This window comes from Paenibacillus polymyxa (assembly GCF_001719045.1).
Lineage (GTDB): Bacteria > Bacillota > Bacilli > Paenibacillales > Paenibacillaceae > Paenibacillus > Paenibacillus polymyxa_B.
Genome location: NZ_CP015423.1, coordinates 5,023,056 through 5,040,634, shown reverse-complemented (window position 1 = coordinate 5,040,634; position 17,579 = coordinate 5,023,056). Strand labels below are relative to the sequence as shown.

The window sequence follows — 17,579 nt, the reverse complement described above, 5'->3', positions numbered from 1 at the left end:
CCTCTCTGCCGTTAGCGCTCCACTGTTTCCATGACGAACGCTTCAATAATGTCGAGTTCCTTAACATCATTATAGCCATCAAGGGTAATACCGCATTCGTAACCTTGGGCAACTTCTTTTGCGTCGTCCTTAAAGCGTTTCAGTGAGTCGATTTTACCTTCAAAAATGACGATGCCATCACGAATCAGACGTGCTTCTGCTGAACGGGTAATTTTACCGGATGTCACCATACAACCAGCGATCGTACCGACTTTAGTAACTTTGAATACGTTACGTACTTCAGCATGCCCAATCACATTTTCTTTATATTCAGGATCCAGCATGCCCTTCATGGCTTGCTCTATTTCTTCAATGACATTGTAAATGACACGGTGTAGACGAATGTCCACTTTTTCAGCTTCCGCTGTAGATTTCGCCTGGTTATCCGGACGAACATTAAAACCAATGACAATAGCATTGGAAGCTGCTGCCAAAATAATATCAGATTCGGTGATTGCTCCTGCACCACTGTGAAGAATTTTAACGCGCACACCTTCGACTTCAATTTTGTTCAAGGAACCTTTCAACGCTTCGACGGAACCTTGTACGTCACCTTTAATAATGACGTTCAGATCCTTCATTTCGCCATCCTTGATGTGTTGGAACAGGTCATCCAGTGTTACGCGTGTATTACTGCCCAGATCAGATTGGCGTTGTGTGATCGCACGTCTATCAGCAATAGCACGAGCTTTGCGCTCATCCTCAAACACCATGAATGGATCGCCAGCAAGTGGAACTTCTGTCAAACCAGTAATTTCAACTGGAGTGGAAGGACCCGCTTCCTTAAGACGACGACCTTTATCGTTCACCATGGCACGCACACGTCCGAAGCAGTTACCCGCTACGAAAGCATCGCCAACTTTCAGTGTACCGTTCTGAACGAGGATACGGGCTACAGAACCGCGGCCTTTATCCAGTTCTGCCTCAATGATAGTACCACGTGCCCGTTTGTTCGGGTTCGCTTTGTACTCGTTCACTTCAGCTACGAGCAGAATCATTTCGAGCAGGTCTTCCAGACCCATTCTTTGTTTCGCGGAAACGTTGACGAAAATCGTATCGCCGCCCCACTCTTCAGGTACCAATTCATATTCAGTGAGTTCTTGCTTCACTTTATCCGGGTTGGCATCCGGTTTGTCGATCTTGTTCACAGCTACGATAATTGGCAGACCTGCTGCCTTCGCATGGTTAATAGCTTCGACCGTCTGTGGCATAACACCGTCGTCAGCTGCAACCACGATAATCGTCATATCTGTCACTTGAGCACCACGCGCACGCATAGCGGTAAAGGCTTCGTGACCCGGTGTATCCAGGAAAGTGATTTTTTTGCTATTAATTTCAACTTGGTATGCACCAATATGCTGTGTAATACCGCCAGCTTCGCCACCGGTTACATTAGTCGAGCGAATGGCATCCAGCAAAGTTGTTTTACCATGATCGACGTGACCCATAATCGTTACAACTGGTGGACGTGTTCTCAGATCCGCAGGATCATCATTTTCTTCCACGGTTTCAAAACGATCTTCTTCGACCGGAATTTTCACTTCTACCTCGACGCCAAAGTCTCCGGCAAGCAAGAGGATGGTATCCATATCCAGTTCCTGGTTAATGGTCGCCATCGTTCCGAGCATAATCAGCTTTTTGATGACTTCTGACGCATCCTTATGAAGAAGCTTGGCTGTTTCGCCTACGGTCATCTCACCACGCACAATAATTTTCTTAGGCGTGTTGTCGATTTTCTCGCGACGTTCCTGTTGTTGACCTTTACCACGATTGTTAAATTTCCCGCCACGATTACTGCCACCGCGATTATTGCCTCCGCGACCACCGTTACCACCGCGTCCGCCGCCTTGACGGTTATCGTCAAAACGTCCTTGACCGGAACGGTTACCACTGTTGTTGGAGTTACTGCCTGTACGGTTGCCACCACTACGGTTAGCATTGTTGCTACCTGTGGAGGATGATGTTCTTACAGCCGTACCACCCTGACTACTTCCCTGAGGGCGTGAGTTAGTGCTTTGGTTACCTTGAGGACGCGAACCTGTGTTGCCACTAGGACGCTGTTGTCCTCCCTGTTGTTGACCATTACTACGGTTTTGTGTACTTTGCTGACCAGTGGGTCTGCTAGTACTTTGTTGACTGCGGTTTTGACCGCCCTGCTGACTGCTTTGCGCTTTAGGAGCGCTGCTTCGGTTACTGTTTTGGTTGTTGTTTGTCCTATTCATACTTACCTGCTTTTCCTGTTGATTTTTGGTTTGCTCAGTTGAATGATTACTATTCTGGCTTGAACCGGCCTGATTCGAGCTTACTTGCGCCGTACCTGCTCCGCCTTGCTTGGCCGCAGCATTGGATTTAATATTCTTAAAAAAACTTTCCACTTTACCTACGGCATCATGTTCCATGACGCTCATATGGTTGTTCACGGGAATATCCAGCCGTTTAAGAATGGTGATAATTTCTTTGCTGCTCATGTTCAACGATTTGGCGTATTCGTATACCCGCACTTTGTCTTTGCTTTCTTGTTTACTCAATATACTCCACCTCCGACATTATCCCCGCATGTTTCTTGATCAATTTCGCGAATCCTTGATCCGTCACAGCCAGCACAACCCGTTCAGGTTTGCCGATACTGCTTCCCAAGCTTTCCCGGTCAAATCCTATCAATAAGGGGATTTTGTACGTCCCGCATTTGTCGCGGAATTTCTTTTGAGTATTCATTGAAGCATCTTTCGCAAGAATGACCAGCTTGGCTTCTGAAGACCTGATCGCTTTAAAAACGATCTCATCACCTGTTAGCAGCTTGCCAGCTCTCATGGCAAGACCCAATCCAGACAGCGCCTTATTCATCCTGCACGCTGCCTTGTGCCGCCAGGAATTCTTCCTCGACGGCAGCAAAATCACGACTTAGCTGCTCATAAATATCAGGATGAACCGAGTGCTTCAATGCTCGATCCAGTGCCTTGCTCTTTTGAGCCAGCTTGAAGCAGGCGGCTTTGCCGCACAAGTAAGCGCCGCGTCCCGACTTTTTGCCAGTCAAGTCAATCAACACTTCGTCTTCAGGGGTTTTGACGACACGGATCAACTGCTTCTTTGGCATCATTTCATGACAGGCCACACATTTGCGCAAAGGTATCTTTCTCTGTTTCATGCATTAACCCCCCTACACTCCGCTTAATCTACAGAAACGGAATCCTGATGCATTTCATCGGTGGATGTTCTCGGTCTGCCGAGTTCTTCCTCCGCCTGTGTTTCACTCTTAATATCAATTTTCCAGCCCGTAAGCTTAGCAGCAAGACGAGCATTTTGCCCTTTGATACCAATAGCAAGAGAAAGCTGATAATCAGGCACAATAACACGCGCCATTTTCTCTTCTTCAAATACTTGCACTTCGAGCACCTTGGATGGGCTCAGCGCATTAGCCACGTATTCATCAACATTATCGGAATAACGTACAATGTCGATTTTTTCGCCACGCAGCTCATTTACAATAGTCTGTACACGTGTTCCTCTAGGACCCACACAAGAGCCAACCGGGTCAACCTCGGCGTTACGGGAATGAACCGCGATTTTAGAACGGAAGCCTGCTTCACGCGCTACGGAACGAATCTCTACAACACCATCAAAAATTTCAGGCACTTCGAGTTCGAACAAACGCTTAAGCAGACCCGGATGTGATCGGGACAGCATAATTTGCGGTCCTTTGGTTGTGTTTTCTACTTTGGTAATATAAGCCTTGATTCGATCCAGATGGCTAAATTTCTCATTAGGCATCAATTCACCTAACGGGAGAACCGCTTCCACCTTACCAAGATCAATATAAATGTTACGCGGGTCTTGGCGCTGTACAGTTCCTGTTACAATATCTTCTTCCTTGTCCACAAACTTGTTGTAGATCAGTCCCCGTTCCGCTTCGCGGATACGCTGGGTCACGACTTGCTTCGCAGTTTGTGCAGCAATCCGTCCAAAATCACGTGGTGTGACTTCGATTTCAGCGATATCTTCCAACTGAAAATGCGGGTTAATCTCACGGGCCGCAGGCAACGAAATCTCGGTGCGAGGATCCAATACCTCCTCAACGATCAGCTTGCGGGCATATACCTTAATGACTCCCGAGTTGCGGTTCATATCAACACGCACGTTTTGTGCGGTGTTGAAATTCCGTTTGTAACTGGAAATCAAGGCTGCTTCAATGGCCTCAAACAGCACATCCTTGCTGATCCCCTTTTCTCTTTCCAACTCGTTCATTGCTTCAATAAAATCCATACTCATGGATTACTGCTCCCCCTTTCAAATGATGCACCTGCGTACTGGTCGGCACACGAGGCAAAAAAACATGTAGTACATGTCAAACAGCAACAGTCAAATCTGAATTAAAATATGATCGCGAGCCTTGCACCAGCTACCTTGTCATAAGGTATGGCATGCTTCTTTTGTCCGCTTTGAACGGTGAGTTCCCCGTCTTCAAAAGAAAGCAAACGACCTTCGAATTCCTTCAGGCCGTTGATCGGCTCGTATGTAGTAACGAATACGTTTTTGCCTACCGCTTTAGTAACGTCCTCCGCTTTTTTCAGCGGTCTTTCGGCGCCTGGTGAAGACACTTCCAGAAAATATGCTGTAGAAACAGGGTCATTTTCATCCAACTTTTGACCCAGATATTCACTGATCATACTGCAGTCGTCCAGATCAATTCCTCCGTCTTTGTCCACAAAAACGCGAAGAAACCAATTGCTACCCTCTTTGACATACTCGACATCGACCAGTTCAAAACCATGCTCATCGAGGAAAGGTTGGGCCATTTCTTCTACTACTGATTTGATCTTTGGTGTGCTCAAAGATTATAACCTCCAAAAGTGAACTTTCCTGTGGTGAAAAAAAGACGCCCTATTACCATGGACAATGCTTCTCCATCACCGGCTTTTTCATTTTCATTTGATGTAATGTTCATTTCGGGCTCACTGCAAATAAACCGGCGTACCGGTTTCGTGCCCAAAAATAACCTTTTCACGTTGTAACTGTATATCAAACAGTAAAGAGTGGGTTTCCCCACTCTTTTAGCAACGGTTTTATCTCCATGATTACCAAAAAAATTATAACATAACCATAGTTATGTGACAAGTGCCAGAGCTTGACTACTGTGGTTCGGATTAAAACAGAGACAGCTGATTACTCTCTGGCAGACCTCGAAAGCAACCCATCTGGGACAGCATTTCGACAATGGTTTTACTAGCTTTCGATTTTTGTTGAAAATCCTCGACAGACAAAAATTCACCATGTTCACGGGAGGCTGCGATGTTACGTGCTGCATTGTCTCCAATTCCCTGAAGAGCTCCGAATGGCGGAATGAGTGAATCTCCATCCACCTTGAAGCGTGTAGCTTCAGAACGGTACAAATCAATGGATTTAAAACTAAACCCGCGAGCCGTCATTTCCAGAGCCATTTCCAGGATCGGAAGCATCCCTTTTTCTTTGGGCGGTGCCTGAAAGCCGAGTTGCTCGATTTCGACAATCTTCCGTGCGATTGCATCATATCCCTGACAGCACAGCTCAATATCAAAATCGGCTGCACGTACTGAAAAGTAAGTCGCATAATATTCAATCGGATGATACAGCTTAAAGTACGCTGTGCGCACTGCTGAAATAACGTAGGCTGCAGCATGCGCCTTCGGAAACATGTACTGGATTTTCAGACAGGAATCAATGTACCACTGTGGCACCTTGCATTTTTTCATTTCCTCAATCCATTCAGCACTAAGCCCCTTACCTTTACGTACGCTCTCCGTAATTTTAAAGGCCAGACCTGCGTCCATCCCTGCCTTGTAAATCAAAAATAGCATGATGTCATCACGGCAACCAATTACAGTCTTGATGTTACAGGTATTATTCTTAATCAGTTCCTGTGCGTTCCCCAACCATACGCCCGTGCCGTGAGACAGTCCGGATATTTGCAGTAAGTCAGCAAAAGAACTTGGCTGCGACTCTACTAGCATTTGGCGTACAAACTTCGTCCCCATTTCTGGTACACCATAGGTAGCTACAGGTGTGCGGATTTGCTGGGGTGTTACACCGAGCGCCTCCGTGGAGTTGAACATGCTCATCACCTTTGGATCATTCATTGGAATGGTCGTAGGATCGACACCAGTCAAATCCTGAAGCATCCTCATCATGGTCGGGTCATCATGACCCAGAATATCGAGTTTGAGTAAATTCGCATCAAAAGCGTGATAATCAAAATGCGTTGTTTTCCATTCCGAGCTTGTATCATCGGCGGGGTACTGTACCGGCGTAATATCTTCGACCTCAATATAATCGGGAACAACGACAATTCCGCCTGGATGTTGCCCGGTACTGCGTTTGACCCCTGTACAGCCCGAAGCCAGCCTGTTCAGCTCAGCCCCACGCCATTTTTTATGATGCGCCTCTTCATATTTCTTTGCAAAGCCAAAGGCTGTTTTCTCGGCAACTGTACCGATGGTTCCAGCACGGAATACACTTTTCTCACCAAACAGTACTTTCGTATAGTTATGTGCGACAGGTTGATATTCGCCAGAGAAGTTCAAGTCAATATCGGGAACTTTATCTCCCTTAAACCCAAGAAACGTTTCAAACGGAATATCCTGTCCCTCACCCTTCAGTTTGCCACCGCATTTGGGACAGTTCTTGTCCGGCAAGTCAAATCCGCTCGGCACACTACCGTCCAAAATCCATTCGCTATGTCTGCATTCAGGATTACCGCAAATATAATGTGCAGGCAGTGGATTAACCTCGGAAATACCGAGAAAGGTAGCGACCACAGAAGATCCAACAGAACCCCGTGAACCTACCAGATATCCATCCTTATTAGACTTTTTAACCAAACGCTCGGAAATGAGATAGTTGGCAGAGAAACCGTATTTAATAATCGGCTCTAGTTCTTTTTCAAGACGGGCTACAACCACTTCGGGCAATTCCTCACCATAGATGGATTTAGCTGTCTCGTAGCAAGTGTTGCGGATTTCCTCGTCCGCCCCATCCAGCAAAGGTGTGAACAGCTTGTCAGGGAACAGCTCCAGCTCCTCAAATCGATCCGCCAACTCACTGGTATTCTTCACAACGACTTCATAGGCTTTTTCCTCGCCCAAAAACTCGAATTCTGCCAGCATTTCGTCTGTGGTGCGTAAATGCGCATCTGGCTTACGAATATCTTTTAGCGGGCTAAATCCCGTAATGCCGTGTATCGTAATATCACGGTACAACTTATCGCGAGTTTCCAAATAGTGAACATTGCCTGTTGCAATTACGGGCTTATCAAGTCGCCGTCCAATTTCGCATACTTTGCGTATTGCCGTTTTCAGAGCATCAGGCCCGCTTACCAGTTGTTTTTCTACTAAATGCATATACATCGTCAAAGGTTGAATCTCCAACACATCATAAAACTGTGCAATTTCCTCGGCCTCTTCCTCGGACTTGTTCAACACAGCCTCGAAGAACTCTCCTTTTTCGCAACCAGAAATAATAAGCAATCCGTCTCTCATTTCTGACAATTTGGATTTAGGAATACAAGGCACACGCTTGAAATATTCGGTATGAGACATCGAAACCAGCTTGTACAGATTTTTTTTACCAATCGGATTGAGGGCATAAATACAGCAGTGAAAAGGACGAACGGTCGATAAATCCTTACCCACATAATCATTCAGACGATCGAGCATTTTTAAACCCTTAATTTGTTCCGCATCATTCAGCAAGCCATTCAGCACTTCAGTCAGTGCGACTGTATCGTCAATGGCTCGGTGATGGCTTTCTAGCGCCACTTTATATTTGGTCGTCAGCGTATTCAGACGGTGGTTTTTCATTGTTGGAAACAGTAAACGAGCCAGTTCTAGTGTATCCAGTACCGGATTGGTCATTTCAGGCAACCCCATATTTCGAAGGGTCGCCTGGATAAAGCCGACATCAAATCGCGCATTATGGGCAACCAATACAGCATCGCCAGCAAAAGCTACAAACTCCTTCATAACAGGTTCTACATCCGGCGCGTCCTTGACCATTTCATCGTTAATGTTGGTCAGTTGCTGGATATTGTATGGTATGCGCTCATGCGGATTAACAAAGGTAGCATAACGATCAACTTCTTTGCCATCATGCATTTTTACAGCCGCAATCTCAATGATTTTATTCTGTGTAACCGATAAACCGGTGGTTTCAATATCAAAAACGACATAAGTCGCTGTTTTCAAATTTAATGGTTGTGCCTGCATTACAACCTCAACGGCATCATTAACCACGTTGGCCTCAATACCGTAGATCATTTTAATGCCGTTTTTCTTTGCAGCCTTAGCAGCATCAGGGTAGCACTGCACACCGCCATGATCAGTGACCGCAATCGCCTTGTGCCCCCATTTGGCAGCTGTTTTGACGTATTGATCAATCGAGGCAACAGCATCCATAGCACTCATCTTTGTGTGGAGATGGAACTCAACCCGTTTTTCCTCTGCATTATCCTTACGTGTGGGTGGAGCCTGTACTTCAACTAGATCGGAAGGAATCATAACCAGCTCGGGAATTTGCATAAAACGATCATATTCAACTCGCCCCCGCACTTTGACCCATTTCCCGTTAGCCAACAAACTGAGGATCTTTAGATCTTCTTTAGTTTTAGCAAACATTTTCATTTGCAGGGAATCACTAAAGTCGGTCAAATAATACGTAAACAACGTACTGCCATTGCGCAATTCTTTACTATCCAAACCGAAGATTGTTCCTTGTAAGGTGACTTTTTTCTCTTCGTCCTGAATATCTTGCATCGGAACAGCTGGTTCTTTGATGTCATAACCAAATTGAAGCCGTACGTCTCCTTCTTCTTCATCCAAAGGCGGCATTTCGGATTCCATACTTTCCATCATCTGCTGAATAACTTCGCGTTCTTCCTGCATCTTCTTTTCTTGGAATTGCTGTAATGCCTCCTGGTTACTTTCACCCACTTGGACTTTAATGCGCATAGAGAGTCCGAAATATTTATCGTAAAATTTGATGATAGCTTGATCTATCTGTTTTTTACGCGCCAGTTCCAATGACATACTGTCGCTCATCGTCAGCAATAATAGACCGTCTTCCCACTCATGCACAGCCCGATTCATCCAACCGTTAACAGATGGGATCTCACGATGCACCCACTCTAGAAAAAGTTTCCAGTATTCACTAATGATATCACCAGGCTGAATCTGCTCACTATACTGAAAACGGAACGTAATTTTTGCGATGTGACTCATTTTTTCCTGTACTTGAATACAGAACGTACGATACACCTGAGCGGGGACCAGTGTCTCCTTGGCAATGGTGATATTCCAATCCTTATTGGTACGGCTAATCTCCACTTGATCAATCCAACCGTCCAAAAAATAAGGTTCAACCACTCCAGCCGGCATCCCAACTTGCTTCATCAGCAGTTCCAGCCGCTTTCTCTTTTCTTCAGCTCCGCCCATGGCTCTCCCCCCAATTTTAAATCTACCATTCTGAAAACATGAAAAGCTTCTGCGTCAAAAACATCTCCGACCGCAAAAGCTTTTCGTAGCCCTCTTCAATCCTTCTCACAACGACATAGATCCTTCGGAACATTGTCCCGTAACAGCTACCATGTCAGCAAGAAGAATGAAGTGAGTATAGTGATATTGCCCTACATCTATATTAATACGCCCGTGCAAACACTACTGTATGCTTGGCAGGTTTGCCACAACACAAACATGTGGACTTTTGCTCGGTTGTTTTAAACGGTATGTTACGGCTTGTAGCACCTGTTACTTCTTTAACTTTGTCTTCACATTCTTCAGCTCCGCACCAGCCTGCCAAAGTAAAGCCGCGTTTTTCTTCCATGAGAGTCTTCATTTCATCCAGCGTATCGACGGAATAGAAGTTTTCTTCCATGAAATTTTTCGCACGATCAAACATCTCCTGCTGTACCTGTGCGAGCATCGCGTGTACTTCCTCAACCAGGTTATCCTGCTGCACGATTTTTTTCTCACCGCTGATGCGGGACACGAGCACACAGACACCGTTTTCCATATCACGAGGTCCGATTTCCAGACGAACCGGCACACCGCGCATTTCATATTCATTAAATTTCCAACCTGGACTTACATCGCTGCGGTCGTCCATTTTAACACGCACTCCCGCTTGTTTCAACTCAGCAAATAGTTCATCTGCACGAGCGATAACGGCATCACGCTTCTTAGGTGGTCCAATTGGAACCATAATAACCTGCGTAGGCGCAACTTTAGGAGGCAATGCCAGACCACGGTCATCTCCATGTACCATAATCAGTGCACCGATCAAACGTGTACTTGTTCCCCATGAAGTCGTATGCGCGAATTCCAAGTTGTTTTCACGACTCAAATATTTAATGTCAAATGCAACGGCAAAATTAGTTCCCATATAGTGGGAGGTCCCAGCTTGTACCGCCCGTCCATCCTTCATCATCGCTTCCAGTGAAAATGTATCCTTCGCACCTGCAAACTTTTCAGAAGGTGTTTTCTGTCCAGTAATGACCGGAATAGCTAGAACTTCCTCAATAACCTCACGGTATACTTCCAGCATTTTCATCGTTTCTTCGCGTGCTTCTTCTTCTGTTTCATGGGCCGTGTGACCTTCTTGCCACAAAAATTCACTTGTGCGCAAGAAAGGCAGCGTGCGTTTTTCCCAACGCACTACATTAGCCCATTGGTTAATAAGCACAGGCAGATCACGATAGGATTGAATCCATTTGGAGTACATATGACCAATCATGGTTTCCGAAGTCGGACGAATTGCAAGACGCTCTTCCAGCTTTTCCCCACCAGCCTCGGTTACCCAAGGCAGTTCAGGATTAAACCCTTCGACATGCTCTTTTTCCTTTTGAAAAAAGCTTTCTGGAATGAACATTGGAAAATAGGCATTACGGTGGCCTGTTTCTCTGAAGCGCACGTCCATGGCTTCCTTGATATGCTCCCAGATTTCAAAACCATCGGGGCGGAATACAATACATCCGCGAACAGGGGAATAATCCATCAGTTCTGCTTTTTTAATAACATCAATATACCATCGGGAAAAATCTTCGCTCTGCGGCGTAATTTCCTCGACAAATTGTTTATCGTTCGACATAGAAATGCATGTCCTCCCATACAGACCGTTTTTGTATAAGCCCGTCTCTAATTAACCATTAATTAAGCGTAAAATATCGTTATACGTGACCGCAATCATAAGCAGGAATAGCATAGCAAAACCAACGAAATGGACCATTCCTTCCCTGCTCGGATCAACAGGACGTCCTCTTACCGCCTCTACACCGAGGAAAACAAGTCTGCTTCCATCCAGCGCCGGAATAGGCAATAAATTAAATATCCCCAGATAAAGACTCATTATAGCAGTCCAATACGTCAACTGCTCAATCCCCTGCTTGGCAATTTGCCCCGTCACTTCAAAAGTACGTACCGGTCCTCCCAGGTCATTGATAGAAAAACGTTGAATAAGCTGGCTAAATCCTTGGAAAATAATATCGGTCGTTCTGACCATGGATTGCCCGGCAAATTTGAACGTTTCACCCACACCTGCTTGGCGTTTTGGAAGTTCAGGCACAATGCCCACCTTGCCACCCTTTTGTCCTTCCATTGCACGAGGTGTAATAGTAAGATCAAAGGTCTTATTATCACGACGAACCGTCCACTTCATTGGCTTGTCTTGAGAATCCGCAATCAGTTTGATCATGTTTTCAACATTCGCACCAATGGCTATTCCATTCACCGATTCGATGATATCTCCCTTATGCAAATCAGCTTCAGCAGCAGGCATACCTGCTGTAATTTCACTAATTTGGACATAAGTCGGGTTGTCCACTTGTATGCCGACCATCTGAATATGCAGACCAAACAAAATAAAGGCAAGAATAAAATTCATCAGTGGTCCAGCAAAAATAGCCATCGCACGCTGTCCTACTGTTTTACTCCCATACTGCCGATCCTTGGGTGCAATCTGAATGGATTGACCTTTGGTTACCATCATCGCTTGCGGGTGTACAGTGTATTGCTGATCTTCGCCATCTACATCCAATTTTAAAGTTAACGACTGTTCCAGATCAATATCCAACACTTCGCCACGCACCACATTCTTGCGATTATCCAGTTGGTCCAGATAGATGGTCTTCACGACGTCATCCGTTACGCGTACAGCAATCGTTTGTCCGGTCTCAATTTCATTGACCTCCGGATCCTCTCCCGCCATGCGGGCAAAGCCACCGAACGGCAACAAACGCAACGTAAATCGCGTCTCGTTTCTTTTATAAGAAAACAGTTTCGGACCGAAACCGATCGCAAACTCCCGTACCAGAATCCCGGCGCGCTTGGCAAAATAATAATGCCCCCATTCATGCACTGTCACTATGACGAAAAACATGAGCACCGTCATCAACACTATTTGAATCGTTTCCAATCGTTTCCGTTCCCCTTTCAATGAGATCGAGTTTGTCTTCCTAGATTATCATTATTCTCCGATCCCGCACAAGAGAATCACATTTCGTTTCTAACCCAACATTAGCCTACAATTCCGCAGCTATGCTACGAGTCTCTGCGTCACATGCTTCAATCGCAGACAGATCAGGATTAGCCACATTGACATGCCGCTCCAGCACACGTTCAATAATAGCTTCAATATGCAGAAAAGAAATTTCTCCACGCAGGAAACGGGCAACAGCAATCTCATTAGCTGCATTAAATGCGGTCGGTGCTGTACCACCCATTTTACCACATTCGAAGGCAAGCCTTAAACAAGGAAAACGATTATAATCCATTTCCTTAAAATGGAGTCTGCCCACTTCAGCCAGTGACAACGGCTTCGCCGGGGACTTCATACGCTCAGGATAAGTCAATGCATATTGAATGGGTACTCTCATGTCCGGATTCCCAAGTTGAGCAACAATGCTTGTATCCTGAAACTCAACATAGGAATGAATAATGCTTTCCGGATGAAGCAACACATGAATCTGCTCATAATCAAGTCCGAATAGCCAATGCGCCTCAATGACTTCCAGCCCCTTGTTTACCATCGTTGCCGAATCAATTGTAATTTTAGCCCCCATTGACCAATTGGGATGCTTGAGTGCATCTTCCACTGTAACTTCACGCAACTGTTCTCTTGTCAAATCTCGAAAAGAACCCCCTGATGCTGTGAGAGTAATATGTGCCACATCTTTTATACGCTCACCATTCAAGCATTGGAAAATAGCTGAATGCTCACTGTCAATCGGCAGCAACGGCACTCCTTTCGCCCGAGCCCGCGCTGTGACCAGATGACCAGCAGTAACCAGTGTTTCCTTATTGGCCAAACCGATCTGTTTTCCAGCCTCAATTGCGGCCAGCGTGGAGTGCAATCCGACACTGCCCATTACAGCCGTTACAACCATATCCGCCTCTGTGTTCGCAGCAAGCTCAACGAGTCCTTCATTTCCCCAATACAGTTCCGTTCCAGAAGGCAGTAAAGGACGAATTTCATCCGCCAACTGCCGAGTACCCACAGACACTTTTTTGGGTTTATAAAGATGAGCCTGCTCAGCAAGTAACTTTATATTAGAACCACCTGCTAAAGCCTCAACAGTAAACTGATCCGGGTGCATGGACACTACATCCAGCGTTTGAGTTCCAATAGATCCGGTTGAACCAAGTACCGTAATTCTTTTCATGATGCACCTTCCTATCCTGAAAATCACTTTTATCCAGGAGCTCATTGATTATTATTCAGGCAGCTATGCTACTGGTTCCAACCTTCTAGTAGCGCAGAGTGAGCAGCATAGAGATTAGCCTGAGCATAAACTGTAATCAATAGACTCATGGAAGCAGCATCAGCATATGTACAAATGGAAAAACGACAATCCAGCTGTCGCAGCGGTCTAGTATACCACCGTGCCCTGGCAGCAGATTACCGGAATCTTTAATGCCGTACACTCGTTTGTATGCAGATTGCACCAAATCGCCCAGTTGTCCCACAACTGCACAAGACAAACCGATGCCGATGGCTTTGCCCCATGGCAGCAGTCCACCCGATAATCCAGCGAATACAAGAGCTATAACCAACGCTAAAACAATGCCGCCAATGGATCCTTCGACCGTTTTGTTCGGACTGATCGCAGGCCATAATTTCGTCTTCCCTGCCATTTTGCCTACAAAATATGCCCCTGCATCACTTGCCCAAATACAAGCCAATAATAAAAATGTCCATAACAGTCCATGTTCCATATGACGTGATTCCGCAATATACGAAAATCCAAACCCTATATAAACGGTACCAAGAAATAATATAGCTACCGTTTGAATCGGGATTTTATTTTTTGTTCCTACCGTGATGATCATAAAAGCTATCATTACCAGCCAAAGCATACTGGCAAAGGGTAAGGGTGAGTGCAAACCAAAAGGTTCATACGGGAATACAAAAGCTAATATGCTTACGTATCCAAGTATTGCTGTACCTCCAAAAGGAGATACCTGCGTCATTCGTGCGAACTCATAAAATCCGATTAGGGCCATCGCCAATATAAGCAAATGGTAGGCCAAGCCGCCCCACAGGACCATCGCCAAAAAGAATATGCCTGCCAGAATACCGGTAATTAATCTCTGTCTCAACGGCTTTCATCCTCCATTTACTTCAGTCCGCCATACCGCCGTGTTCTTTGCTGATATTCGATCACTGCTTCGTATAAGTGTTCTTTCTTAAACTCAGGCCAATAAATATCAGTAAACCACAACTCACTGTAGGCAAGCTGCCAGAGCATAAAATTACTAAGTCTAAGCTCACCGCTTGTTCGAATCAGTAAATCAGGGTCTGGCATACCACTAGAAAGCAACGTATTACCGATCAGCTCAGATGTTATATCTTCTGTTTTAAGCTTCCCATCCGCAATTTGACGGCCCAATGTTTGCATGCATTCTGTGATTTCCAACCGACTTCCATAATTTAATGCAAAATTAAGAACAAGTCCGGTATTATTTTCAGTTCGTCGAGTCGCTTCAGTCAGCGCCTCAACGGTATGGGAAGGTAAATGTTCCTTATTGCCCATCATACGCACTTGCACATTTTTTTCAATCAGCTCATCTAGCTCAATAGCCAGAAATTCCTGCGGTAAGCGCATTAGAAAATCAACTTCGTCCTTTGGACGCGTCCAATTTTCAGTTGAAAATGCAAACAAAGTCAAATACTTAATACCCAGTTCATCCGCTGCAATTGCTGTGCGTTTCACTGCCTTCATTCCATTTTGGTGCCCTACAATCCGCGGCATTCCAATCCGTTTGGCCCATCTGCCGTTCCCATCCATGATGACAGCAACATGCTGCGGAATATTGTCTTTTGAAATGGCCGGTGTTTGCTGTTTTTGTTCCCCGTTCCACCAAGACCGAACCCGTTTGATCATTCCAGTTCCTCCAGCATTCTCTGAAAATGTGCCTCAGGCTTGAAAAGAGACAAACCCCACCGTAAGGGAGGGGCTGCCAATCTTTTAAACTTCCATAATTTCTTTTTCTTTTGCAGCTAAAACTTTATCCACTTCAGCGATAAACTTATCAGTTGTTTTCTGGATATCTTCCTGATGTTTACGAGATTCGTCCTCGGAAATATCACTTTTCTCCAATTTTTTGATGTCATCATTGGCATCACGACGAATGTTACGAATAGCGATCTTCGCTTCTTCACCGTTCTTCTTCGTCAACTTCACCAAGTCAGTTCTGCGTTCCTCCGTCAAAGCAGGAATGCTCAGACGAATGGTGTTACCATCATTCGAAGGTGTCAAACCTAAATCGGATTTTTGTATAGCGCGCTCGATATCGGCCAAGGAAGATTTGTCCCAAGGCTGAATCATCAAGGTCCGGCTGTCAGGTGTATTGATATTCGCCAGCTGGTTGACTGGAGTCATTGCACCATAATACTCTACCTGTACACGGTCCAGTAAAGCTGGTGTCGCCCGTCCTGCACGCAAAGATGCAAGATCACGTTGCAATGCTTGGATTGCTTTTTGCATGCGTTCCTCAGCACTCTTTTTCACAGATTGTGGCATTAATTTACACTCCCTTTGACGATCGTACCAATTTTCTCACCCAGCACGACACGTTTAATGTTACCTTGCTCTGTAATAGCAAAGACAATCAACGGAATATTGTTATCCATGCACAACGAGGAAGCGGTAGAATCCATGACACCGAGATTTTTGTTGAGCACATCCAAATACGTAAGCTGCTCATATTTCTCGGCTGTGCTATCTTTAAACGGATCAGCAGAATATACGCCATCCACTTTATTTTTAGCCATCAGAATTACTTCCGCTTCAATTTCAGCAGCACGTAGTGCAGCAGTAGTATCAGTCGAGAAAAACGGATTACCTGTACCTGCTGCAAAAATAACAACCCGACCTTTTTCCAAATGACGGATAGCTCTACGGCGGATATAAGGTTCAGCAATCTGTTGCATCGCAATGGATGTTTGTACACGAGTAGGTACTTCAATCTGTTCCAAAGCATCCTGTAAGGCCAGTGAGTTCATCACTGTTGCCAGCATACCCATGTAATCTGCCGTGGCCCGGTCAATTCCGTTGGCACTTCCAGCAATACCACGCCAGATGTTACCGCCACCACACACGATAGCAACTTCTACTCCCAGTTCCACCACGTCTTTGACTTGTTCGGCAATGGACGCAATCGTATCCGCATCAATACCGTAACCGTTAGGACCTGACAGCGATTCACCACTAACTTTCAGGACAACACGCTTAAACACAGGTTTTTCCAAATGATCACCCTCCAATATCATTTATACTTTATGTAACAGGATAGGTGTCCTGTTGCAAGAAAAGGAACACTGATGTGTTCCATTTCCGTTTTTTCCATATGCAATTACCGTTCGTTGGTAATTATTGTTTCACTTGAGACATAACTTCTTCGTAGAAGTTATCTTCTTTTTTCTCCAGACCTTCACCCAGTTCAAAACGAACAAAGCGACGCAGAGAGATGTTTTCGCCAATTGTACTGATTTTTTCGTTGATAAGCGTGGAGATTGTTTTGTCTGGATCTTTGATGAAAGATTGCTCCAACAAGCAGAACTCCTCATAGAACTTACCAATGCGGCCTTCAACCATTTTTTCAACGATTTTCTCTGGTTTACCTTCGTTCAGAGCTTGTGCTTTCAGGATTTCTTTTTCTTTTTCGATCTCTTCCTGTGGCACTTCTTCACGACGAACATAACGAGGGTTCGATGCAGCGATATGCATTGCAATGTCGCGTACAAAATCTCTGAACTGGTCTGTTTTAGCTACGAAGTCTGTTTCGCAGTTTACTTCTACCAGTACGCCGATACGGCCGCCAGCATGAATGTAGGATTCAACAACACCTTCAGTAGCAATACGACCTGCTTTGTTGGCTGCAGCTGCAAGTCCTTTTTCGCGCAGAACTTCAACCGCTTTTGTCAAATCACCGTTTGCTTCTTCAAGCGCTTTTTTACAATCCAGCATTCCTGCGCCTGTTTTTTCACGAAGCTCTTTTACTGCGCTAGCATTAACTGCCATA

Annotated in this window: 14 protein-coding genes; all 14 read right to left on the bottom strand. The window is 45.3% G+C overall.

Annotated features, from left to right (window positions below; translation table 11 throughout):
- Positions 1 to 11: 11 nt before the first annotated feature.
- The 14 genes from infB to tsf all read right to left on the bottom strand — a co-directional run bounded on the left by infB (position 12) and on the right by tsf (position 17,578).
- Positions 12 to 2,567, bottom strand: coding sequence for a translation initiation factor IF-2 (gene infB / locus AOU00_RS22860; RefSeq protein ID WP_069291739.1), 2,556 nt, complete (start codon positions 2,565 to 2,567; stop codon positions 12 to 14).
- Positions 2,560 to 2,883 carry a L7Ae/L30e/S12e/Gadd45 family ribosomal protein gene (locus tag AOU00_RS22855; RefSeq protein WP_025720915.1) on the bottom strand — a complete coding sequence of 108 codons (324 nt, stop codon included), beginning with the start codon at positions 2,881 to 2,883 and terminating at the stop codon, positions 2,560 to 2,562. Before AOU00_RS22855 ends, infB begins: the two co-directional genes overlap by 8 nt.
- Complete coding sequence (gene rnpM / locus AOU00_RS22850; protein WP_007430067.1) at positions 2,876 to 3,184, bottom strand: RNase P modulator RnpM; 309 nt, start codon at positions 3,182 to 3,184, stop codon at positions 2,876 to 2,878. The genes AOU00_RS22855 and rnpM overlap by 8 nt, the downstream gene beginning before the upstream one ends.
- A 23-nt stretch (positions 3,185 to 3,207) precedes the next feature.
- Positions 3,208 to 4,305 (bottom strand): transcription termination factor NusA, encoded by a 1,098-nt coding sequence (gene nusA / locus AOU00_RS22845; RefSeq protein WP_013309927.1) that lies wholly within the window; start codon positions 4,303 to 4,305, stop codon positions 3,208 to 3,210.
- 101 nt (positions 4,306 to 4,406) lie between these two features.
- The gene (gene rimP, locus AOU00_RS22840) at positions 4,407 to 4,868 is read right to left on the bottom strand and encodes a ribosome maturation factor RimP (protein ID WP_061829440.1); all 462 of its coding nucleotides are present in this window, start codon (positions 4,866 to 4,868) and stop codon (positions 4,407 to 4,409) included.
- A 312-nt stretch (positions 4,869 to 5,180) separates the two neighbouring features.
- A complete protein-coding gene (locus AOU00_RS22835) occupies positions 5,181 to 9,497 on the bottom strand; it encodes a PolC-type DNA polymerase III (protein ID WP_061829441.1) in 4,317 nt (1,438 codons plus the stop codon).
- A gap of 202 nt (positions 9,498 to 9,699) precedes the next feature.
- Entirely contained in the window at positions 9,700 to 11,148 is a 1,449-nt protein-coding gene (gene proS, locus AOU00_RS22830; RefSeq protein WP_069291738.1) for a proline--tRNA ligase, read from the bottom strand.
- A gap of 51 nt (positions 11,149 to 11,199) precedes the next feature.
- On the bottom strand, positions 11,200 to 12,471 hold the full coding sequence (gene rseP, locus AOU00_RS22825; RefSeq protein ID WP_061829443.1) for an RIP metalloprotease RseP: 1,272 nt from the start codon (positions 12,469 to 12,471) through the stop codon (positions 11,200 to 11,202).
- A gap of 106 nt (positions 12,472 to 12,577) precedes the next feature.
- Complete coding sequence (locus AOU00_RS22820) at positions 12,578 to 13,717, bottom strand: 1-deoxy-D-xylulose-5-phosphate reductoisomerase (protein WP_069291737.1); 1,140 nt, start codon at positions 13,715 to 13,717, stop codon at positions 12,578 to 12,580.
- Between the two features lie 145 nt (positions 13,718 to 13,862).
- A complete protein-coding gene (locus AOU00_RS22815; RefSeq protein ID WP_029517015.1) occupies positions 13,863 to 14,654 on the bottom strand; it encodes a phosphatidate cytidylyltransferase in 792 nt (263 codons plus the stop codon).
- Between the two features lie 17 nt (positions 14,655 to 14,671).
- The gene (locus tag AOU00_RS22810; RefSeq protein ID WP_023988210.1) at positions 14,672 to 15,439 is read right to left on the bottom strand and encodes an undecaprenyl pyrophosphate synthase; all 768 of its coding nucleotides are present in this window, start codon (positions 15,437 to 15,439) and stop codon (positions 14,672 to 14,674) included.
- Between the two features lie 84 nt (positions 15,440 to 15,523).
- Positions 15,524 to 16,078: a ribosome recycling factor gene (gene frr, locus AOU00_RS22805; RefSeq protein WP_029517013.1), complete on the bottom strand. Its 555-nt coding sequence runs from the start codon at positions 16,076 to 16,078 to the stop codon at positions 15,524 to 15,526.
- Positions 16,078 to 16,806: a UMP kinase gene (gene pyrH, locus AOU00_RS22800; protein ID WP_013309918.1), complete on the bottom strand. Its 729-nt coding sequence runs from the start codon at positions 16,804 to 16,806 to the stop codon at positions 16,078 to 16,080. Before pyrH ends, frr begins: the two co-directional genes overlap by 1 nt.
- Positions 16,807 to 16,927: 121 nt before the next feature.
- Positions 16,928 to 17,578 (bottom strand): translation elongation factor Ts, encoded by a 651-nt coding sequence (gene tsf, locus AOU00_RS22795; protein ID WP_013309917.1) that lies wholly within the window; start codon positions 17,576 to 17,578, stop codon positions 16,928 to 16,930.
- Between the last annotated feature and the right edge of the window lies 1 nt (position 17,579).

Coding starts and splice junctions, on each gene's coding strand:
- AOU00_RS22855 (WP_025720915.1), bottom strand. CDS start 2,883: ATGAATAAGGCGCTGTCTGGATTGGGTCTTGCCATGAGAGCTGGCAAG.
- rnpM (WP_007430067.1), bottom strand. CDS start 3,184: ATGAAACAGAGAAAGATACCTTTGCGCAAATGTGTGGCCTGTCATGAA.
- nusA (WP_013309927.1), bottom strand. CDS start 4,305: ATGAGTATGGATTTTATTGAAGCAATGAACGAGTTGGAAAGAGAAAAG.
- AOU00_RS22835 (WP_061829441.1), bottom strand. CDS start 9,497: ATGGGCGGAGCTGAAGAAAAGAGAAAGCGGCTGGAACTGCTGATGAAG.
- proS (WP_069291738.1), bottom strand. CDS start 11,148: ATGTCGAACGATAAACAATTTGTCGAGGAAATTACGCCGCAGAGCGAA.
- AOU00_RS22820 (WP_069291737.1), bottom strand. CDS start 13,717: ATGAAAAGAATTACGGTACTTGGTTCAACCGGATCTATTGGAACTCAA.
- AOU00_RS22810 (WP_023988210.1), bottom strand. CDS start 15,439: ATGATCAAACGGGTTCGGTCTTGGTGGAACGGGGAACAAAAACAGCAA.
- frr (WP_029517013.1), bottom strand. CDS start 16,078: ATGCCACAATCTGTGAAAAAGAGTGCTGAGGAACGCATGCAAAAAGCA.
- tsf (WP_013309917.1), bottom strand. CDS start 17,578: ATGGCAGTTAATGCTAGCGCAGTAAAAGAGCTTCGTGAAAAAACAGGC.